Annotated in this window: 16 protein-coding genes and 1 pseudogene; 8 read left to right on the top strand and 9 right to left on the bottom strand. The window is 67.4% G+C overall.

All coding sequences use genetic code 11. From position 1 onward, the window contains the following. Positions 1–32: 32 nt before the first annotated feature. The 7 genes from AC6CIE_RS15420 to AC6CIE_RS15390 all read left to right on the top strand — a co-directional run bounded on the left by AC6CIE_RS15420 (position 33) and on the right by AC6CIE_RS15390 (position 7,345). Positions 33–926, top strand: coding sequence for an alpha/beta hydrolase (locus tag AC6CIE_RS15420; RefSeq protein ID WP_175125946.1), 894 nt, complete (start codon positions 33–35; stop codon positions 924–926). An 11-nt stretch (positions 927–937) separates the two neighbouring features. Continuing rightward, the gene (locus AC6CIE_RS15415) at positions 938–1,432 is read left to right on the top strand and encodes a MarR family winged helix-turn-helix transcriptional regulator (protein WP_056564603.1); all 495 of its coding nucleotides are present in this window, start codon (positions 938–940) and stop codon (positions 1,430–1,432) included. 60 nt (positions 1,433–1,492) lie between these two features. Then, complete coding sequence (locus tag AC6CIE_RS15410; RefSeq protein WP_175186019.1) at positions 1,493–2,533, top strand: hypothetical protein; 1,041 nt, start codon at positions 1,493–1,495, stop codon at positions 2,531–2,533. 142 nt (positions 2,534–2,675) lie between these two features. Continuing rightward, positions 2,676–3,902, top strand: coding sequence for a bifunctional glutamate N-acetyltransferase/amino-acid acetyltransferase ArgJ (gene argJ / locus AC6CIE_RS15405; protein ID WP_175125949.1), 1,227 nt, complete (start codon positions 2,676–2,678; stop codon positions 3,900–3,902). Between the two features lie 6 nt (positions 3,903–3,908). Then, positions 3,909–4,775, top strand: coding sequence for an ATP-binding protein (locus tag AC6CIE_RS15400; RefSeq protein ID WP_175125950.1), 867 nt, complete (start codon positions 3,909–3,911; stop codon positions 4,773–4,775). Then, a complete protein-coding gene (locus tag AC6CIE_RS15395) occupies positions 4,768–5,730 on the top strand; it encodes a Nudix family hydrolase (RefSeq protein WP_498092734.1) in 963 nt (320 codons plus the stop codon). Before AC6CIE_RS15400 ends, AC6CIE_RS15395 begins: the two co-directional genes overlap by 8 nt. A gap of 196 nt (positions 5,731–5,926) precedes the next feature. Continuing rightward, positions 5,927–7,345 (top strand): amidase, encoded by a 1,419-nt coding sequence (locus tag AC6CIE_RS15390; protein WP_498092732.1) that lies wholly within the window; start codon positions 5,927–5,929, stop codon positions 7,343–7,345. 39 nt (positions 7,346–7,384) lie between these two features. Here AC6CIE_RS15390 and AC6CIE_RS15385 read toward each other — a convergent pair whose 3' ends face one another. The 7 genes and pseudogenes from AC6CIE_RS15385 to AC6CIE_RS15355 form a co-directional block, all read right to left on the bottom strand. After that, on the bottom strand, positions 7,385–8,923 hold the full coding sequence (locus tag AC6CIE_RS15385) for an efflux transporter outer membrane subunit (protein ID WP_367351380.1): 1,539 nt from the start codon (positions 8,921–8,923) through the stop codon (positions 7,385–7,387). Then, positions 8,920–12,033 carry a multidrug efflux RND transporter permease subunit gene (locus tag AC6CIE_RS15380; protein ID WP_498092730.1) on the bottom strand — a complete coding sequence of 1,038 codons (3,114 nt, stop codon included), beginning with the start codon at positions 12,031–12,033 and terminating at the stop codon, positions 8,920–8,922. The genes AC6CIE_RS15385 and AC6CIE_RS15380 overlap by 4 nt, the downstream gene beginning before the upstream one ends. Next, positions 12,030–15,128: an MdtB/MuxB family multidrug efflux RND transporter permease subunit gene (locus tag AC6CIE_RS15375; protein ID WP_218342219.1), complete on the bottom strand. Its 3,099-nt coding sequence runs from the start codon at positions 15,126–15,128 to the stop codon at positions 12,030–12,032. Before AC6CIE_RS15375 ends, AC6CIE_RS15380 begins: the two co-directional genes overlap by 4 nt. 12 nt (positions 15,129–15,140) lie before the next feature. Then, on the bottom strand, positions 15,141–16,406 hold the full coding sequence (locus tag AC6CIE_RS15370; protein WP_218342220.1) for an MdtA/MuxA family multidrug efflux RND transporter periplasmic adaptor subunit: 1,266 nt from the start codon (positions 16,404–16,406) through the stop codon (positions 15,141–15,143). Positions 16,407–16,539: 133 nt separating this feature from the next. Further along, on the bottom strand, positions 16,540–17,292 hold the full coding sequence (zapD, locus tag AC6CIE_RS15365) for a cell division protein ZapD (RefSeq protein WP_175125956.1): 753 nt from the start codon (positions 17,290–17,292) through the stop codon (positions 16,540–16,542). Beyond that, a pseudogene (gene coaE / locus AC6CIE_RS15360) lies at positions 17,289–17,982 on the bottom strand (dephospho-CoA kinase). The gene zapD and the pseudogene coaE overlap by 4 nt, the downstream one beginning before the upstream one ends. A gap of 116 nt (positions 17,983–18,098) precedes the next feature. Beyond that, positions 18,099–18,947, bottom strand: a complete 849-nt coding sequence (locus tag AC6CIE_RS15355) for a prepilin peptidase (RefSeq protein WP_498092857.1) — start codon at positions 18,945–18,947, stop codon at positions 18,099–18,101. Positions 18,948–19,149: 202 nt separating this feature from the next. On the opposite strand from AC6CIE_RS15355, the gene AC6CIE_RS15350 reads away from it, so the two are divergent. Further along, the gene (locus AC6CIE_RS15350) at positions 19,150–19,938 is read left to right on the top strand and encodes a copper resistance protein NlpE N-terminal domain-containing protein (RefSeq protein ID WP_175139033.1); all 789 of its coding nucleotides are present in this window, start codon (positions 19,150–19,152) and stop codon (positions 19,936–19,938) included. Between the two features lie 245 nt (positions 19,939–20,183). Here AC6CIE_RS15350 and AC6CIE_RS15345 read toward each other — a convergent pair whose 3' ends face one another. After that, the gene (locus tag AC6CIE_RS15345) at positions 20,184–20,549 is read right to left on the bottom strand and encodes a response regulator transcription factor (protein ID WP_498092728.1); all 366 of its coding nucleotides are present in this window, start codon (positions 20,547–20,549) and stop codon (positions 20,184–20,186) included. Between the two features lie 183 nt (positions 20,550–20,732). Beyond that, complete coding sequence (gene panC, locus AC6CIE_RS15340) at positions 20,733–21,587, bottom strand: pantoate--beta-alanine ligase (RefSeq protein WP_498092726.1); 855 nt, start codon at positions 21,585–21,587, stop codon at positions 20,733–20,735. Positions 21,588–21,622: the final 35 nt, after the last annotated feature.

The following is a 21,622-nucleotide window of genomic DNA, read 5'->3' as shown; positions in this document are numbered from 1 at the left end:
AAACAAGTCTAGGGTTTTTACCACCTGCCGCCATGGTCACCCTCTACCGCAACTACGATCGCGCCGAACTGGACGTCCAGTACAACGCTCGCGCGACAGTACCCGACATCCAACCGATACTCAAGAAATACGCCGAGGACAGCGCCACGGCGCGCAGCACGCTGGAATGCGCGCTGGACGTGCCTTTTGGCGATCATCCGGATGAACTGCTGGACATATTTCCAGCCGCGGCCGGCAAGTCCGGCGCGCCCGTCTTCGTGTTCATACACGGCGGCTACTGGCGCCTGTTGTCCAAAAACGAATCCAGCAACATGGCGCCCGCGTTCACGCAGGCGGGCGCGGTGGTGGTGTCGGTGAATTATTCGCTGGCCCCCGCCGTCACGCTGGACCGTATCGTGGACCAAAACCGGCGCGCGCTGGCCTGGATTCACCACCACATCGCCGAGTACGGCGGCGACCCGTCGCGCATCCACATCTGCGGCAGCTCGGCGGGCGGTCATCTGGTCGGCGCCCTGCTCGCCGGCGGCTGGCATGCCAGCTACGACGTGCCGCCCGGCGTCGTCAGGGGCGCCGCGCCCCTGTCGGGCCTGTTCGACCTGCGCCCGCTGGTGCACACCCACATCAACGAATGGATGCGCATGAGCGAAGCCGATGCCATCCGCAACAGCCCCGCCTTGCATTTGCCGCAGGCGGGCTGCCCGCTGGTGGTCAGCTACGGAGAATCCGAAACCGACGAATTCAAGCGCCAGAGCGATGATTATCTGGCCGCATGGCGGGCGCGCGGTTTTCCCGGTAGGTATGTACCAATGCCAGGCACCAATCATTTTGATATTGTCCTGACGCTCAACGATCCGAACAGCCCGCTGACCCAAGCCATCTTCGAACAGATGGGTCTGGCGCCCTCTTCACCCCCGCATTCCCGGTAATCTTCCGAGCCATGACCGATACCCCCGACCTGGAATCCCGCGCCGCGCCCGACGACCATCACGCGCTGCGCCTGTGGCTGCGCATGCTGACCTGCGCCAACCTCATCGAAGGCGAGATCCGCAGCCGCCTGCGCAACGACTTCGACACCACCCTGCCGCGTTTCGACCTGATGGCGCAGTTGCAGCGCGCCCCCAAGGGCATGAAGATGGGCGAGCTGTCGCGCCACATGATGGTCACCAACGGCAATATCACCGGGATCACCGACCAGCTCGAAAAAGAAGGCCTGGTGGTGCGGACCAAGGTCGAGTCCGACCGCCGCAGCTCGCTCATCAAGCTGACGCCGCAAGGCAAGAAGAGCTTTGCGCGCATGGCCCGCGCCCACGAGAACTGGGTCAAATCCATGTTTGCCGAACTGCCCGAGGCCAGCCGCAACGCCCTGTTCCAGGCGCTGGGCGAACTGAAGCTGCAGGTGGTGGCCACGCGCTCGGCGGCGGCCCGCGACTGAGGGCGGACCAGGACTTTTTCGCGACGGTCCGGCCTGCCGGATTGGCGCATAATTGCCGCCATGATTCCGGTTTCTCTTCCTGGCGGTAATTTCTATGTGCTGATGGCGGCTTCGCTCGCCTGCCTCGCCACGCTGTTCACCTGGCTGGCTGCACTGGCCACCTCGCCCGGTGCGCGAGACTGGCTGTCCGGCCACCGGCGCGCCGGCACCGTCCTGATGGCCGTGCTGGCCGTCATCGGCGCCATCTTCCCGTATCAGCAGTTCAGCCAGTGGTTCTCGGTCCAGCGCGAAGCGCAGGCCGACGATGCGCGCAAGACGGTGCTGTCACAACCCACGCAACTGGCCGGCGTCCAGATGCCCACCGGCACCACGCTTCGGCTTGCCACGCCCGGTGAACTGGCGTCATTCGACCGGGCCGTCTTTCCCGAATCCCACCCGGCAGACATTAACGGCGTCGCCGCGACGCGCCTGTTCCGTTACCCCGCCACGCCCAAGCAGCCCGAAACCCTGTCCGCCGAGATCGCGCGGGACCAGGCGCTGGAAGGCTGGCTCTGCGCGCACGGCCATCGCATCGAATTCGTGGTGCAAGGCGGGCATCCGCAGTTTTCCAGCTGCCACCTTGCCATCGGCAATACGCTGGACCAGCAACCGGTGCCCGCGGGCGCTTGGCTGAAGGTCGACCCCGCCGCCCGCGGCACGCCGCTGGACAAGACCGGCACGGCGCCCCGCTGGCTGCTGCGCACCGAAGGCAGCGACGCCCTGACCGTCGCCGGGATTCCCTTGCTGAAGGTCGACCTGCAACTGGACGCGCAGCGCCGGATGCTGGGCTTCGAGGGTCTGGCGGCGCGCGACACCGTCCTGGGCGAAATGACCTACCCGCCGGGCACGCGCGTACTGGCCGCCAACCCGCGCCTGCAGGGCGCCCAGCCCGGCGATCTGCTGTTCTCGCCGTCCCGTGGGCGCTCGGCGCGCCGGGCCGGCGGCGAAGACGTCCCGGCCGGCAAGTCGGTGCTGCAGGCGCCCGACGGCACGGTGCGCAGCGTGCTGAGCAACCGCGAAGCCGGCGTGCTGGACGTGGCCGCCATGCGCATGGCTCCCTGAGGCCGGCGCCTGGGGCCGCCTCCCCTCGGGTTGCCGAGGGGACCGGCCACCCCCGCCGGATCCGGTGGGATAATACGAACCTTTCCCGCGCGCCGCCGTGCCTGGCGGCGGTTCCGTCCCGCTCACACCAAGAGACGAAGTCATGGCCGTTAATCTGCAGATCCCCTCCGAGTCCGAAATTTTTCCTGTTGCCGGCGTAGAAATCGGCGTCACCGAGGCCGGCATCCGCAAGGCCAACCGGCGCGACCTGACGGTGTTCCGCCTGGCCGAAGGCACCAGCGTGGCGGGCGTCTTCACGCGTAACCGCTTCTGCGCCGCCCCGGTGCAGGTCTGCCAGGCCCACCTGGCCGCCGGCGGCCCGATCAGCGCGCTGGTCATCAACACGGGCAACGCCAACGCCGGCACCGGCGAAGAAGGCCTGAAGAAAGCCAAGGACACGTGCGACGCCCTGGGCAAGCTGCTGGGCGTGCCCGCCGCGCAGATCCTGCCGTTCTCCACCGGCGTCATCCTGGAACCCCTGCCGCTCGACCGCCTGGTCGCCGGCCTGCCCGCCGCCATCGCCGACCTGGCCGCCGACCACTGGTCCAGCGCCGCCCACGGCATCATGACCACCGACACGCTGCCCAAGATTTCGTCCGCCAAGGTGCAGATCGATGGCAAGACGGTCACCTTCACCGGCATCAGCAAGGGCGCGGGCATGATCCGTCCCAACATGGCCACCATGCTCAGCTTCCTGGCCACCGATGCCGGCATTGCCCAGCCGCTCCTGCGCAAACTGGCCGTGGAAATCGCCGATGCCTCGTTCAACCGCATCACGGTCGACGGCGACACCTCCACCAATGACTCCTTCATCATCGCCGCCACCGGCAAGTCGGGCGTCAACGTCAACAGCGAATCCGACGCCGCCTACGCCGCCGTGCGCGAGGCCCTGACCGCCGCCGCGCTGGAACTGGCCACCAAGATCGTGCGCGACGCCGAAGGCGCCACCAAGTTCATGACGATCCGCGTCGAAGAAGCCGGCACCACCGAGGAAGCCCTGAAGGTCGCGTATGCCGTGGCGCACTCGCCGCTGGTCAAGACCGCGTTCTTCGCATCCGACCCCAACCTGGGCCGCATCCTGGCCGCGGTCGGCTACGCCGGCATCGACGACCTGGACGTGTCCAACATCCGCCTGTGGCTGGACGACGTGCTGGTTGCCAAGAACGGCGGCCGCAACCCCGACTACCAGGAAGCCGACGGCCAGCGCGTGATGAAGCAGGCCGAGATCTCGGTGCGCATCGCGCTGGGCCGCGGCCAGGTCAGCGACACGGTCTACACCTGCGACTTCTCGCACGAGTACGTGTCGATCAACGCCGACTACCGCTCCTGATCGACCATGACGGCTAACGAGTTCACCACGCTGATCCAGCGCGCCGAACGCGTGCTGGCGCAGCTGGAGGCCTTCCTGCCTCCCGCCCCGCCCGATATCGACTGGACCGCCCACGCGTTCCGCTGGCGCAAGCGCGGCGCGCGCGGCTGGCTGGACGCCGTGCGCCACGTGGCGCGCATCGACATGCAGGACCTGCAGCACATCGAGCGCCAGAAGGCCACCATCGACCGCAACACGCTGCAGTTCCTTGAAAAGAAGCCCGCCAACAACGTGCTCATGACCGGCGCGCGCGGCACCGGCAAGAGCTCGCTGGTCAAAGCCATGCTGGCCGCCTACGGCGACCGCGGCCTGCGCCTGATTGAAGTCGACAAGTCCGACCTCGGCGACCTGGCCGACATCGTCGAACTGGTCGCGGCGCGGCCCGAACGCTTCATTGTGTTCTGCGACGACCTGTCCTTTGAAGAAGGCGAGGCCGGCTACAAGGCGCTCAAATCGGTGCTGGACGGATCGGTGTCGGCCTCGGGTGACAACGTCCTCATCTACGCCACGTCCAACCGGCGCCACCTGATGCCGGAATACATGAGCGAAAACCTGCAGGCCAAGCACCAGCCCGACGGCGAAATCCACCCCGGCGAAACCGTCGAGGAAAAGATCTCGCTGTCCGAGCGCTTCGGTCTGTGGCTGTCGTTCTACCCGTTCAAGCAGGACGACTACCTGGACATCGTGTATCACTGGCTGCGCGAGCTGGGCTGCCCTGAGCAGCACATCGAACCCTCGCGCACCGAGGCGCTGCAATGGACCATCGAACGCGGCTCGCGTTCGGGCCGCGTGGCGTATCAGTTCGCACGCGACTGGGCGGCCCGCCATGTCTGAAAAGATCGTCGACGTGGCCGCCGGCTTGATCCTGCGCCCGGACGGCAAGCTTCTGCTGGGCCAGCGGCCCGAAGGCAAGCCGTGGTCCGGCTGGTGGGAACTGCCGGGCGGCAAGCTCGAACCCGGCGAGACCGTGCTGCAGGCGCTGGCCCGCGAGCTTCAAGAAGAAATCGGCATCCGCGTCACGCAGTCGCGCCCGTGGGTCACGTACGTGCATGCCTACCCGCACACCACGGTGCGCCTGGCCTTCTGCCACGTCACCGGCTGGGAAAGCGAGCCCCAAAGCCTGGAAAATCAGCGGCTCGAATGGGTGGATCCGGCCAATGCGGCCTCGGTGGGCGACCTGCTGCCCGCCACCCTGCCTCCGCTGCGCTGGCTGCAATTGCCCACCACCTACGGCATCAGCGCCATCGGCTCGCGCGCGGGCATCGCGCCGTTCCTCGGCCGCCTGGACGCCGCGCTGGCGCGCGGCGTAAAGCTGGTGCAGTTCCGTGAACCGCAATGGCCGGACGGCGTGGGCGCCAGTTCGCTGCACGAAGTGCTGCAACAGGTCATCAAGCGCTGCCGCGCCGCCGGCGCGCGCGTGCTGGTCAACAGCATCCATCCCGTTGCATGGTGGAAAGAAGCCGACGGCGTGCACCTGCGCACGGCAGACGCGCTGCGCCTGACCGCCCGTCCGGAATTGCCCCGCAACGCGCTGGTCGGCGTCTCCGCGCATGACAACGCCCAGGTCGTCCACGCCCGCGAACTGGGCGCAGACTTCGCCGTGCTGGGCCCCGTGCTGGAAACGTCCAGCCATCCCGGTGCGCCGACGCTGGGCTGGGAAGGGTTTGTGGAAGGCAACCGGGATGCCGGCATACCGGTGTTCGCGCTGGGCGGTCAATCCACCCAGACCGTCTCGCAAGCCTTGCGCCACGGCGCGCACGGCATCGCCGGGATCCGCGGCGTGCTCTGACGCGCATCGCACTTCGCCTGGCCGTCCGACGGCCCATGCCCCGCATGGGCCGTTTTGTTTTTGACTCGCGCGGGAAAGCGCGCATAGACCAAACCCCCGCGCCGATGCACCCTACATGCCGAGACCGGCCGCCATCACGCGGACGGGGTTGCATGCGCCTGGCAGACAGACGCATGGCATCGCATCGAGGGAATCCATGTCTGACATCGCATTTGCCACCCTGGCCGATCTGGCGGATGGCCTGGCACAGGGCCGCTACAGCTCGGTGGAATTGACGCGCCACTTCCTGGACCGCATCGACCGGGCAAATCCCACGTTGGGCGCTTTCATCAGCGTGGACAACGCGGGTGCACTGCGGCTGGCCGAAGCCGCCGACGCGCGGCGGCGCGCGGGCTACGGGCTGCTCAGCCCGCTGGACGGCGTGCCGGTGGCGGTCAAGGATTTGTGCGACATCCAGGGCCACATCACCACGGCGGGGTCCGAGGCCTGGCGCGAACGCCGCAGCGGCGTCACCGCCACCGCAGTCACGCGGCTGCTGGACGCGGGGATGGTGATGCTGGGCAAGACCCATATGGTGGAATTCGCCTTCGGCGGCTGGGGCACGAATCCTGTCATGGGCACGCCGCGCAACCCCTGGGACCTGGAGCGTGCGCGCGTGCCCGGCGGCTCATCCAGCGGATCCGGCGTCGCCGTGGCGGCCGGCCTGACGCCTGCCGCCCTGGGATCGGACACCGGTGGTTCGGTCCGGATCCCGGCCGCACTGAACGGCATCACGGGCCTGAAGACCACGCGCGGTCTCATCAGCCTGCACGGCGCGGTAGCGCTGTCGACCACGCTGGACACCTTGGGCCCGCTGAGCCGCGACGCCCGCGACGCGATGCTGCTGACCGCACTGATGGCCGGCCACGACACTCAGGACCCGTTGACGTTCGGCATCCCCGCGTTCGACTACCGGGAGCCGGCCGGCGGCGCGCAGCCTCTGCGCGGCGTACGCATCGCAGTGATGCCGACGGCACAGCATCCCATCGCCGTGGACGCCGACGCGCTGTCGGCGCTGGACGACGCGCGCCGCGTGCTCGCCGCGCTGGGTGCGGATGTGGCCGAGACGCCCCTTCCCTTCGACTTTCGCGAGATGATGCAGCGCAACGGCCAGATCATCTCGGCCGAAGCCTACGCGCTGCATCGCGGCTACATCGAGGACCCTGCCAAGCCCATCGGCCAGTATGTCCGCGCCCGCGTGCTGTCGGGCAAGGGGATCTCGGCCGCCGACTACATCGCGGCATTGCAGGCGCACGCGCAGGCGCGCCGCGACTGGTTGGACTGGATGCAGGAGTTCGACGCCGTGCTCACGCCAGCCGCCCCGTTCGGCGCGCGTCCGCTGACCGAGGTGGACGAAGCGGCCACCCCGCTCGCGGCGTTCACCCGCCCGGGCAATTACATGAATGCAGCCGGGTTGGCGCTGCCCGCGGGCTTCACCAGCGACGGCTTGCCGCTAGGCGTGCAGTTGCTGGGCAAGCCCAACGCGGAAGGCGTGCTGGGCAAGATCGGCATCGCATTCCAGGCGGTCACCGAATGGCACCGCCAGCGGCCGGATCTGAAGGCGGTTGGCTTGTAAGGCCACCGCCTGGCGCAGGGGCGCCGGCCCCGCGCCAGGTTACTGCGCCGGCGTTTGCGCGGCAGGTGTTTGCGCGGCGGACGTCTGCGTCACGGCCGGCCCGGCGCCGTCAGCACGCGCCGTCTCGACCGGCAGTCCTTCCCAACCGCCACCCAGCGCAACGATCAGATTGACGCTGGCCACCAGCCGGTTGCCCAACAGGCTCAGCGCATTGCGCTCGCTGCTTAGCGCGGTGGCGTCCACCACGGCCACGCTCAGGTAATCGACCAAGCCCGCCTTGTACTGGTTCTGGATCAGACGCAGCGATTCGCGCGCCGATTCCAGTGCGCGGCGCTGCACGATCTGCTCCTGCTCCATCACGCGAAGCTGGATCAGGTAGTCCTCGACCTCGCGCAGGCCGGTCAGCGCCGCCTGCCGATAGGCCGCAGCCTGCGAGTCGTACGAGGCACGGGCCTGCTCGACCTGGGCCTCGCGCGCACCGCCGTCGAAGATCGTCAGCGCCAGCGCCGGTCCCAAGGACCAGAAGCGCGCGGGCGCCGTCAGCAGTTCCGCGAATTCGCCATTGCGAAAACCGCCGTCGGCCGACAGCGTCAGGCTGGGGAACCACGCGGCCTGCGCCACGCCGATCTGCGCGTTGGCGGCTGCGGCGCGGCGTTCGGCGGCGGCCACGTCGGGACGGCGCTCGAGCAGCTCGGAGGGCAGGCCCACCGGAATCTGCGGAAGCCGCAACGTGAACACCGCGGGCGGCAGGCTGAACTGCGAAGGCGCCTGGCCCATCAGCACCGCGATCGCGTGCTCGTACTGGCCGCGCTGCCAATCCAGGTCGATGGACTGCGCGCGGGTGCTTTCAAGCTGCGTGCGCGCGACGGCCACGTCGGCCTGTCCCGCGACGCCGACTTCGTAGCGGTTCTGTGTGAGCTGCAATGACTTTTCGTACGCGGCCACGGTGGCGTCAAGCAGGCGCTTCTGTTCGTCCAGCACGCGCAGTTGCAGATAGGTTTGCACCAGCGCGGCCTGCGCGCTCAGGCGGGTCGCGCCCAGGTCGGCCAGGCTGGCGGCGGCGCTGGCTTCAGAGGACTCGACGCTGCGGCGCACCCGGCCCCAGACGTCCAGTTCCCAGCTGACGCTGCCCGTCAGGGAATACTGGTTGGACACGTTGCTGCCGGAACCCGTCGACGAACCGCTCTGCCCGCCGTTGCCGCCTCGGGTCATGCCCGCCCCGGCGCCCACGGTGGGGTAGAAGCCCGAACGCGCGCCGCGCACCAGACCGAGCGCCTGGCGGTAGTTCGCCTCGGCCTGCGCGATGGTCTGGTTGGACGTGTTCAGCCGGTCTACCAAGCCATTGAGCGTGGGGTCGTCATAGACCTTCCACCACGCGCCGCGGTCGGCGTCGTCGCGCGGCTGGGCCGGCTTCCAGCCGGGCACCTCGACCTGGCCTTCCTTGTAGGCCGCGCCCACGTCCAGCGCCGGGCGCTGATAGTCGGGCCCGACCGCGCAGGCGCCCAGCAGCGCGCAAAGCGCGAGCGTGGCCGCGGCGCGGGCAAGAGTGGCGGAGGAATACGGCTTGGTACGGATCATGTGTGTTCTATGGAAGCGGAATTCCCGCCCCGCGAAGCGCGCCGGCGCGCGGCCCACAGGCGGAAGCGGTCCAGATAAAGATAGACCACGGGCGTGGTGTACAGCGTGAGGATCTGGCTCAGCACCAGGCCGCCCACGATGGTAATGCCAAGCGGCTGGCGCATCTCGACGCCGACGCCGGTGGCCAGCACCAGCGGCAGCGCGCCGAAGATGGCCGCCATCGTCGTCATCATGATCGGACGGAACCGCGTGAGGCACGCCTGGAAGATCGCGTCGCGCGGCGTCATGCCGTGGTGGCGTTGGGCGTCCAGCGCAAAATCCACCATCATGATCGCGTTCTTCTTGACGATGCCGATCAAGAGAAACACGCCGATCAGCGCAATCAGCGTGAAGTCGTATCGCACCAGCAGCAGGGCCAGCAGCGCGCCCAGCCCCGCCGACGGCAGCGTGGACAGGATGGTGAGCGGGTGGATGAAGCTTTCGTACAGAATGCCCAGCACGATGTACATGGTGACCAGCGCGGCCAGGATCAGCCAGGGTTGCTGCGCCAGCGTCTGCTGCAACGCGGCGGCGGTGCCCTGAAAGCCCGCCTGGATCTGGTCAGATGGCAAGCCCAGGCGCGCCACGGCATTGTCGATCGCGGTGGTCGCCTGCCCCAGCGACACGCCGGGCGCCAGGCTGAACGAGATGGTGTCGGCCACGAACAGGCCCTGGTGACTCACGCTGAGCGGCGCGTTCGCGTTTTCAAGCTTGGTGAACGCCGACAGCGGCACGCGGGCGCCGTCCGCGGTGATGACCTCGACCTGGCGCAGCGATTCGATGTCCTGCGCGAACTTCGGGTCCACGCCCAGCACCACGTGATACTGGTTGAGCGGCCCGTACATGACCGACACCTGGCGCTGGCTGAACGAGTTGTTCAGCACCGTGGAAATGGTGGCCATACTGATGCCCAGCCGCGTCGCGGCTTCGCGGTCGATGACCAGGTTGATCTCGCGGCCGCGGTCCTCGACGTCGGCGTCCACGTCGGTGATCTCCGGAATCTTGGCCATCGCCTGCTGCACCTTGGGCATCCAGGTGCGCAGCAGTTGCAGATCGCCCGACATCAGGGTGTAGTCGTACGAGCCCTGGCTTTGGCGGCCGCCGATGCGGATGTCCTGCTGCGACACGAGGAACAGGCGCGCGCCAGGCATGTTCTGCAGCTTGGCGCGCAGGCGATTGATGACGACGTCGGCCGAAACCTGGCGCTCGCCCAGCGGCTTGAGCTGGATCTGCATGAAGCTGCTGTTGCTGCCGCCGCGCCCGCCCGCGTATCCGGTCATGCTTTGCACGGCCGGGTCGTCCAGCACCACCTTGCGCAGCGCTTCAAGCTTGGGCAGCGTGGCCTGGAACGACGTGCCCTGGTCGACACGGAAAAAGCCAAGCAGCTGACCCGTGTCCTGCTGCGGGAAAAAGCCCTTGGGCACCACGGTGTACAGATAGACGTTCAGGCCCACGGCGATCGCCAGCGTCAGCATCATCAGGCGGCCGTGCGCCAGCGCCCAGCCCAGCGAGCGGCGATAGCCGTCCTGCATGGACTGAAAGCCCCGTTCGGTCCAGCGCGCCAGCCGGCCCGGCGGCTTGGGATCCTTGGGTTCGGGCCGTAGCAGGCGCGCGCACATCATGGGCGTGAGCGTCAACGACACCACCAGCGACACCAGGATGGCGGCGGACAAGGTGACGGCAAACTCGCGGAACAGACGCCCCACCACCCCGCCCATCAGCAGGATGGGGATGAACACCGCCACCAGCGACAGGCTCATCGACAGCACCGTGAAACCGACCTCGCGCGAGCCGCGCAAGGCGGCGCGCATCGGCGACATGCCGTTCTCGACGTGGCGCATGATGTTTTCAAGCACCACGATCGCGTCGTCCACCACGAAACCCGTGGCGACGATCAGCGCCATCAGCGAGATGGTGTTCAGCGTGTAGCCGCACAGGTACATGATGCAGAACGTGCCGATCAGCGACACCGGCACCGCGACGCTGGGAATGATGGCCGCGCGCCAGCGCCGCAGGAACAGCAGCACCACCAGCACCACCAGCCCGACGGCGATGATGAGCGTCAGCTCGGCCTCGTGCAGCGACGCGCGGATGCTGGGGGTGCGGTCCTGCGCGACCGTCATGTTGACGTCGGCGGGCATCAGCGCCTGCAGCACGGGCAACTGCGCGCGCACGGCGTCTACGGCTTCGATGATGTTGGCGTCGGCCTGCCGCCGCACGACCATCAGGATGGCGTTGCGGTCGTTGAAAAAGCCGGTCTGATACAGGTCTTCGACCGAGTCTTCCACCTTGGCCACATCGGACACGCGCACCGGCCGGCCGTCGCGCCAGGCGACGATCAGCGGCCGGTATTCTTCGGCCCGGCTGAGCTGGTCGCTGACCATGATCTGCCAGTGGTAGCGGTCGTTTTCCAGTACGCCCTTGGGGCGGTTGGCATTGGCGTTGGCCAGCGTGGCGCGCAGTTCGTCCAGCGACACGCCCTGGTTGGCCAGCGCCCCGGGCAGCACCGTCACGCGCACCGCCGGCAGTGAGCTGCCGCCCACCGTGACCTCGCCCACCCCGTCCACCTGCGACAGCTTCTGCGCCACGATAGTGGAGGCCAGGTCGTACAGCTGGCCCTGGCTGAGCGTGTCGGACGTCAGCGCCAGCGTCAGGATCGGCGCGTCCGACGGATTGGACTTGTTATAGGTGGGATTGCTGCGCAGGCCGGTCGGCAATAGCGAACGCGCCGCGTTGATCGCGGCCTGCACGTCGCGCGCCGCGCCGTTGATGTCGCGCGACAGGTCGAACTGCAGCGTGATGCGCGTGGAGCCCTGCGAGCTGCGCGAGGTCATTTCCGTGACCCCCGCAATGCTGCCCAGCGAGCGTTCCAGCGGCGTGGCGACGCTGGATGCCATGGTCTCGGGACTGGCGCCCGGCAGGCTGGCCGACACGGAAATAGTGGGGATGTCCACCTGCGGCAGCGGCGCCACGGGCAACAGAAAGAACGCAAGCATGCCGGCCATCACGACCGCCAGGCTCAGCAGCGTGGTCGCCACCGGCCGGACGATGAAGGGGGCCGACAGAATCATCGCGCGTCTCCGGCGGACGGCGCACCCGCGCCGCGCCAACGGCGGGACATGCGATCGAACATCAGGTAGATGACCGGCGTGGTGAACAGCGTCAGCACCTGCGACAACAGCAGGCCGCCGACCATCACCAGGCCCAGCGGCTGGCGCAGTTCAGCGCCGGTGCCGGTGGACAGCATCAGCGGCAAGGCGCCGAACAGCGCGGCCAGCGTGGTCATCAGGATGGGCCGGAAGCGCAGCAGCGCGGCCTCGTGGATGGCCTCGCGCGGCGCGAGTCCCCGCTTGCGTTCGGCGTCCAGCGCGAAGTCGATCATCATGATCGCGTTCTTCTTGACGATGCCGATCAGCAGGATGATCCCGATGATGCCGATCATGTCCAGTTCCGTGCCGCTGATCAGCAGCGCCAGCAACGCCCCCACGCCCGCGGACGGCAGCGTGGACAGGATGGTGATGGGGTGGATGTAGCTTTCATAGAGCACGCCCAGCACGATGTACATCGTGACCACGGCCGCCAGAATCAGCCACAGCGTGCTGGACAGCGAATTCTGGAACGCCAGCGCCGCGCCCTGGAAGCGCGTTTCGACACTGGACGGCATGCCGATTTCGGCTTCGGCCGCCTTGATGTTTTCCACAGCGTCGGACAACGAGGCGCCGGGCGCCAGGTTGAACGACACGGTCACCATGGGGAACTGGTCAAGCCGGTTCACGGCCAGCACCGTCCGGCCTTCGCTGATGTGCGCGACCGACGACAGCGGCACTTGCGCGCCCGTGGACGTGGGCACGTGGATCTGCCCCAGCGCGCTGGGCGACATCTGGAACTGCGGCAGGACTTCCAGCACCACGCGGTACTGATTGGACTGCGTGAAGATCGTGGAGATCAGCCGCTGGCCGAAGGCGTTGTACAGCGTCTCGTCGATGACGGCGGCGGTGATGCCCAGCCGCGAGGCCGCGTCGCGGTCGATCTCCACCCACGTCTGCAGCCCGTCGTCCTGCAGGTCGTCGGCCACGTCCATCAGGCCCGGCACGGCGCGCAGACGCTCGACCAGCTTGGGCGTCCATTCGCTCAGCACCTTCAGGTCGGGGTTGGACAGCGTCATCTGGTACTGCGTGCGGCTGACGCGGTCTTCGATGGTCAGGTCCTGCACCGGCTGCATGTAGACGGTCAGGCCGTCCTGCTTGTTCAGGCTTTCCTGCAGACGGGCCATGACGGTGCGCAGATCGCCATTGCGCTCGGCCTGGGGCTTCAGCGAAATCTGCATGCGGCCGGCGCTGAGCGTGGCGTTGCTGCCGTCCACCCCGATGAAGGACGACACGGCCTGCACGTCGGGATCTTCCAGCACCAAGCGGGCCGCCGCCTGCTGGCGCTGGGACATGGCGGTGAACGAAATGGACTGCGGCGCCTGCGTGATGGCCTGGATGAGGCCGGTGTCCTGCTGCGGGAAGAAGCCTTTGGGCACCACCAGGTAAAGCAGCACGGTCAGCGCAAAGGTGGCCACCGCCACGATCAGCGTCAGCGTCTGATGGCGCAGCACGACCTGCAGCATGCGGTCATAGCCGGCGATGATGCGGTCGATGAAGGCGCCCGTGGCCTGATGAAAACGCCCGTGCTTCGTTTCGGATTCGGCGCGCAGCAGGCGCGCGCACATCATGGGGGTCAGCGTCAGCGACACCACCAGCGAAATCAAGATGGCCACCGCCAGCGTGATCGCAAATTCGCGGAACAGCCGGCCCACGACCTCCGTCATGAACAGCAGCGGAATCAGCACGGCGATCAGCGACAGGGTCAGCGAGATCAGCGTGAAGCCGATCTGCGATGCGCCTTTCAGCGCGGCCTGCATCGGCTTTTCGCCTTCTTCGATGTGGCGAGCGATGTTCTCGATCATGACGATGGCGTCGTCCACCACGAAGCCGGTGGCGATAGTCAGCGCCATCAGCGTCAGGTTGTTGATCGAGAACCCGGACAGATACATGATCCCGAAGGTGCCCACCAGCGACAACGGCACGACGACGCTGGGAATCAGCGTGGCCGTCAGGCTGCGCAGGAAGATGAACGTGACCATGACCACCAGCCCGACGGCCAGCAGCATTTCAAACTGCACGTCGGCGACCGAGTCGCGGATGGTCTGCGTGCGGTCCGACACCACCGTCACGTCCAGCGTGGCGGGCAGCGCGGCGCGCAACTGCGGCATCAGCGCCTGGATACGGTCGACCACGTCGATCACGTTGGCGCCGGGCTGGCGCTGGATGTTCAGCAGGATGGCGGGTTTGTCGCCGGCCCACGCGGCCTGGCGGGTGTCTTCGGCGCCTTCGACCGCGCGCGCCACGTCGGCCAGCCGCAGCGGCGCGCCGTTCTTGTACGCAATGATCAGGCTGTTGTAGTCGGTGGGCGACTTGAGCTGGTCATTGGCGTTGATGGTGGTGGAGCGCTGCGGACCGTCCAGGTTGCCCTTGGGCTGGTTGACGTTGGCGCCGACGATGGCGGTGCGCAGGTCGGCCAGCGACAGGCCATTCGCTGCCAGCGCCTGCGGATTCACCTGGACGCGCACGGCCGGGCGCTGCCCGCCCGCCACGCTGACCAGGCCAACGCCCGGGATCTGCGACAGCCGCTGCGCCACGCGCGTATCGACCAGGTCGCGCACCTGCGGCAGCGGCATGGTGGGCGACGTGATCGCCAGCGTCAGCACCGCCGCGTCGGCCGGGTTGACCTTGTTGTAGGTGGGCGGCACCGGCAGGTCGGACGGCAGCAGGTTCGACGCCGCGTTGATGGCCGCCTGCACCTGCTGTTCGGCCACGTCCAGCGGCAGCGTCAGGTTGAATTGCAGGGTGATGACCGAGGCGCCGCCCGAACTGGTGGACGACATCTGGTTCAGGCCGGGCATCTGGCCGAATTGCCGTTCCAGGGGTGACGTGACCAGCGATGTCATGACGTCGGGACTGGCGCCGGGATACAGCGTCACGACCTGGATCGTTGGATAGTCGACTTCGGGCAGCGCCGAAACCGGCAGGAAACGGTAGGCGATGAGGCCCGCGATCAGGATGGCCACCATCGACAGGGTGGTGGCCACGGGGCGCAGAATGAAAAGGCGCGACGGGCTCACGGCGTTCTCGGCTTACTTGGACGCGGGCGTGGTGCCGGCCGGCGCCCCCGCGCCCAGCGTCTTGTCGCGGGTGGCGGGAATGACTTCGGCGCCGCCCAGGATTTCCACCTTGGCGCCAGCGCGCAGGCGGTCGGTGCCTTCCGTGACGACGCGGTCACCCGGCTTCAAGCCTTCGTTCACGGCGACCATGCCGCTGTTGATGGCGCCCAGCTTGACCTGGCGCACCGCGATCGTGTTGTCGTCCTGCACCAGGAAGACGAACGCGCCGGCCGAGCCCTGCTGGACCGCCGCCGTCGGAATGGCGGTCACGTCCTTGCGGGTCAGCACGTGCAGGCGCACGTTGACGAACTGGTTGGGGAAAAGCGCGTCGTCGGCGTTGTCGAAGCGGGCCTTGAGCTTGAGCGTGCCGGTGGTCACGTCGATCTGGTTGTCCAGTGTCTCGAGCGTGCCGGTTGCGATGCGGCGGGTGTCGGCGCGGTCGTAGGCGTCGACCGTCAACGTCTTGCCGGCAGCAAGTTCCGCGCGCACTTCGGGCAACTGCGTCTCAGGCAGGGTGAAGACGACGGAAATCGGCTGAGTCTGGGTGATGACGACCAGACCGTTGGTGTCCGCGCTGGACACGAGATTGCCGCGGTCCACCTGGCGCAGACCCAGACGGCCGCTGATCGGCGCGGTGATGCGCGCGTAATCGAGTTGCAGCTTGGCGTTGTCGACATTGGCCTGATCGCTCTTGACCGTGCCTTCGTACTGGCGCACCAGCGCGGCCTGCGTGTCGACCTGTTGGCGGGCAATGGAATCCTGCTTGAAGAGGGCCTGGTAGCGCTGCAGGTCGCGGCGGGCGTTTTCCAGCTGGGCCAGGTTCTGCATCTGCGTGCCGCGCGCCTGGTCCAAGGCCACCTGGAACGCACGCGGGTCCACCTGCGCCAGCAGGTCGCCGGCCTTGACCTGCTGCCCTTCCTGGAAGGCGACGTCGACGAGTTCGCCGCTGACGCGGCTTCGGACGGTGACGGTGTTGTAGGCGGTGACGGTGCCCAGCGAGCGCAGGAAGATGTCGATGTCCTGCTGGGCGGCGGTGGCGATTCGCACCGGCACCGGCAAGTTGGCCATGGCCGCCATGGGAGGCCGGCCGCCGGCACGTCCGCCGGGACCACCCTGCTTGGCCGAGGGCCGGAGCACCAACCACGCGATCGCCGCCACAACGAGGAGCAGCAGACCCAAGCCGACCACGCGGCGACGGCTCCAGCGGGAGGGTGGGGATACAGGACGGCTATCGGACATGGAAACGGTTCCGGCACACTCGGAAGGAAAGCCGTATTGTCTACTAGACCGTCCCGATTTCGGCCCTGATGACCGTCATGCTGAAACTACCCGCAACAGGAATCCGGGCAGCGAAACCCTGCGTAACTTCAGCCTAAGAGCTACAGAGGGTCATCTGGAATGACACATCACGGGCCACCTGCTGGGGTTTGAACTCCCCGTCCTGGGTGGAAAAACGTATCCAGATCATGTACTTATTGGCGCTGATCTCGGGGAAGACGCCGTGGGTGGGGTCCACCCAGACGCGCAGCAGCTGGAACTGTTTGCCGCCCAGCATCTGCTGATAGGCGCCCTGCTCGGCCACGATGTCGGTTTTGCGTCCGGACTCGCGCAACAGGCGCAGCGCCAGGGTCAGGCCATCGTAAAGGGGAATGAAGGGAGACACCCACGCCTGCAGGTCCGCGCAGCGCGCGGCCTCGGGCTTGTTCTGCCAGGCATAGTACGAAGGCATGTCGACCTGCGTGGCGCTGCCGGGCACCGACAGTCGTCCGCGCAGGCTGGTCAGCCATTCGTTCTCGCGCAGCGACTGGCCGGTCTTGCCAGGGGCAGCCAGCGCACTGGCCACCTTTTCCATTTCGCGCAGCATGCCTTCCAGCGCGTCCTGCGCCACGCCGGGATGGTCGCGCAGCCCGACCAGCGCCAAGCGCTGGCGTTCGAGGTCTTGCAGGACCGCGCCTTTCACGTCGGTGCGTTCGCACGCGTCGAGCAGATCGAAAAGGGAGGTGACGGCAACCTGATGCTGGCGTGAGTCACCCTCGCGAGCAAAGAAGAAGAGCCTGTCGAACAGGTATTCCAGCCGCAGATAAGCACGGATGCGCTCGTTGAAGGGATATTCGTAAACGATCACGCTTTTTTACAGGCCCTATCAAGTGGTTGGCCGGCGGGCCAAGAATTTTCAGGGGTGCCGGCAGCCGCTGGCTTACCGGCCCGTGGTGGTCGCCAGCGCCAGCCAGCGGTCATGCAGGGTCATCGCCCGCGCGCGCAACTGTTCCGGTGTTGTCGTTGCGTCGTTGAGTATGACGTCGTCCGCGACCTCCAACCGGCGTGCCCGCGCAGCCTGTGCCGCCATGATACGCCTGATGTCCTGCTCCGTCAGCCCGCTGCGCTGCTGCACGCGAGCGACCTGCGTTTCGGGATCGCAATCGACCACGCAGATACGATCCACGCGGTCACGCCAACGGTCCAGGGACTCAACCAATAGCGGCACCACAAAGACCAGATACGATCCGCGCGCGGCCGCCGCCTGCCGCTGCGTTTCGCGGCCGATGGCCGGGTGCAGCACGGCCTCCAGCCGCCGCCGCACCTGCGGATCGGCGAACGCCTGCGTGCGCATCCACGCGCGGTCCAGCGCGCCGTCGGGCGTCAGCGCCTGCGGTCCGAACTCGTGTTCGATCGCGGGCATGGCAGCGCCGCCGGCGGCGGTGAGCGATCGCGCGATCTCGTCGGTGTCGACCAACGCCGCGCCCCACTCCGCCAGCATGTCCGCCACGCGGGACTTGCCCGAGCCGATGCCGCCCGTCAGACCAATGTTGAACATGCTGCCTTTCCTTTGTCTCTTGCTTAGTGCCGTTGCATGGCCGTCGATGCCGGCGGCCCTCGGCTGGCCGATCATCGTGACCGGCCGTCCTGACTGGTCGTCCTGACTGGCCGTCCCTAGTTCATGAACTGCCACATGCCTTGTTCGCCGCCCAGCAGCAGCATGACCAGGCCGGCCAGCGCCAGGTACGGCCCGAAGGGCAAGGGCTGGCCGCGGCTGGCGCGGCCGGTGAGCGTCAGCGTTCCGCCGATCAGCACGCCCACCAGCGACGCACTGAGCAGCAACATCGGCAAGGCCTCGACACCAAACCACGCGCCCAGCGCGGCCAGCAGCTTGAAGTCGCCTTGCCCCATGCCTTCGCGCCCGGTCAACAGGCGGAACACATGAAAGATAACCCACAGGAAGAGATACCCGGCTGCCGCGCCGACCACCGCCGTCTGCACGCTGGTGAACGCATCAAACAGGTTCACCAGCAGGCCCGCCCACACCAGCGGCTGCGTCAGAACGTCGGGCAGCAACGTCGTTTCGAAGTCGATCCATGCCAGCGCCACCAGCATGGCCGACAAGCCCATGGCCGCCAACGCGATCGGCGTCGCGCCAAAGCGCAGCGCGCAGGCGGCGAACAGCGCGCAGGTCAGGAGTTCAATGACGGGATAGCGCCAGCCGATGGGCGCGTGGCACGCCGCGCACCGGCCGCGCAGCAGCAGCCAGCCGAGCACGGGAATCCGGGCCATTCTTTCGATGGGCGCCTCGCAGGCCGGGCATTGCGAGGCCGGCGACAGCAGGCCATAGTGTCCGGCGGGCCGCGGCTTGCCGGCGGCGTCCAGGCACTGCGCGTGCCATTCGCGCTCCATCATGCGCGGCAGCCGATGGGTCAGCACCGTCAGCCAGTTGCCCACGAACAGGCCCGCCAGCGCCGCCGCGCCGATGAAGACGCCAAAGGGTAGATCAAAGACGTGCCACATCGGCGTCATCGCCCCTTGCGGTCCGGACGCGCCTGCCCATCCGACAAACCGGCGATGGCGCAAGGAATGAGGAGCCGCGCGCGGCCGTGTCGTAATTTGTGCATAAAGTGCCGGGATGCCCGGGAACGGCTAAGGGGAACGTATCGAATCTTCGCATAAGTGCGTAAAATCGGAGACAGACTCAATTCACGGATAAGCTGCCATGGCCGCGCGCGTAGAAATCGTTTCCCGCTCCCGCAAACTCAGCGTCATGGGGCTGCTGCTAGCGGGCACCGTGATCGCCGCAACCGGCTGCGCCAAGCAGAAAGCTGAAGGCTATTACGACCTGCCGGCCGAAAGCACCGTGACCGACGCCCAGTACCAAGGTTCCGGCGCCGGCTACCGCACCGTCATTCGCGCCCCGTCGCAAGTGCAGATCGAGCTCAAGCCCGACGCGCGCCGTCAACAGAACCAGAATCAGCAGGCGGTTGCTGCCGGCCAGACCACCGAAGACGGCCAGTCCGTGCCCGAAGGCGCAGAAAGCGGTGCCGGTGGCTCCGGGGGCGCCGGCGGCTCGGCGCCCGCCCCCGTGGCCCCTGCCCCTGCGGCCAACGGCATCACCCACAGCCTCGTTCCGCAGCCGCAAACCTACATGGGCACGCTGCCGTGTTTTTCGCCCGCCATGCAGTGCACGGCCCAGCGCGTGACGCTGACGCTGGCGCCCAATGGCCGCTGGCGCGGCCGCACCGCCTACCTCGACAACGATCCCAAGAAGGGCCCGCCCGTTTCCGAGCAAGGCTGCTGGGACGCCACCGAAGAACGCCCGCCGCGCGTCATCCTGATGGACGGCCAAGGCAATGTCCGCGTGGAATTCGTGGTCGCAGCCAACAACGTGCTGCGCGTGCGCTCCATTGGCGGCCAGACGCCCAACCTGAACTACAACCTGACCCGCCAGCCGGATCTGGACCCGATCGACGAACTGGCCAGCGCCGCAGCGCCCAAGTGCCCTTGATCGAAGGGATGTCCGCCCACGGCGCTTGAGCGCCGCAGGGCGAACACCGCAGCACCCCATCCGGGCCTGACGAACACCTTGTTCGTCAGGCCCGAATTCTTTTGCCGGCAGCCATTGGGCCCGGTGAAAGGCACGCGCGACGGAAAGCGGCTGCCCCCACGGCAGCACGCTATGGCGGAGGATTTTGGCTGCGAAGCACGCCTTGCCTTACGTGTGCGCACAAGACCGCCGGCACCAAATCGCCATCAGGGCGGAACATCGGGTTTTACCGGGCAGTCGCCGTATTCGCTGGCGGGCTCGTGCAATGCCTGGGCTGGCGCGCCAGGGCGGACGAAAGGCGGCATAGTGCGGGACGGCCAGTGCGCGCCCGGAACGGGCGATGCGCCGGACTGCCCGTGCGCACACAGCCGGCAGGCAAGTTGCATGGCGTTGCGGGCGCCGAGTTTGGCGAAGATGCGGGCGCGGTGGGCTTCGACCGTGCGCAGGGAAATGCCCAGGTCGATGGCGATGACCTTGTTGGCGCGCCCAGCCGCCACGTAGTCAACAATCTGGCGTTCGCGGGCGGTCAGGGCTGAAAGGGCGGCGTCGAGTTCGGGGTGAGGAAAGGGCATGGAAGCTCGTTTGCAATGTAGGATTGCAAACAGTCTGCCCCGCCGGCCGGGCCGCCGTAAGCTGGCAATTCTGCTAGGGGCTGATGAAAACGCCTCGCCTCAATTGCCCTATCAAGCGCCTGTACCAGGCGCCTTGCACCGAGCGCCCCGCATCGCGCGCCCGGATGTCACCGCCACGCCGCTTCAGGCCGTGTAGACCAATTCCAGATTGTCGATCAGTCGCGTGGCGCCCAGCTTGGCCGCGGCCAGCACGACGACGGGTTCGCCCGCCTGCAGGTCGGCGGCCTCGGGGCGCTTCAAATCGCGCTGGCGGCGCAGGGCCACGTAGTCGACCTTCCAGCCGCGCTGCGTCAGCCGCTGGGCCGCGTCGTTTTCCAACGCAGCAGCATCGCGCTCGCCCTGGGCCAGGCGGCGGCCGATCTCCTGAAGCTCGGCGTACAACGCCGGCGCCTCGGCGCGCTCGTCGTCGGTCAGGTAGCGGTTGCGCGACGACAGCGCCAGGCCATCGTCCGCCCGCACGGTTTCATGCGCCAGCACCTCGACGGGCAACTGGAACTGGCGGCACATGTTGCGCACGACCATGAGCTGTTGGTAGTCCTTCTTGCCGAACACCGCCACGCGCGGCTGTACGCAGGAAAACAGCTTCAGCACGACGGTGCTGACACCGGCAAAAAAACCGGGACGGAACTCGCCTTCCAGGATGTCGCCCAGGTCATCGGGCGGCTGGATGCGGAAATTCTGCGGCTCGGGATACATCTCGCGCTCGTTCGGCGCGAACAGCACGTAGACGTCGCGCGCCGCTTCAAGCTTTTCGATGTCGGCGGCCAGGGTACGCGGATACTGGTCGAAGTCCTCGTTCGGGCCGAACTGCAGGCGGTTCACGAAGATGCTGGCCACGACGGGATCGCCGTGCTGGCGCGCCAGCTTCATCAGCGACAGGTGGCCTTCATGCAGGTTGCCCATGGTGGGCACGAACGACACGCGGTTCTGTCCGCGCAGGTGATCGCGCAATTCCTGGATGGTGTGTACGACTTTCAAGGGAATCTCCGGGGTGGGCAGGAGCCCGGTCAGGA

The sequence above is a fragment of the Achromobacter sp. GQ309 genome (genome assembly GCF_059759315.1).
This window is presented reverse-complemented; position numbering and strand designations above follow the sequence as displayed.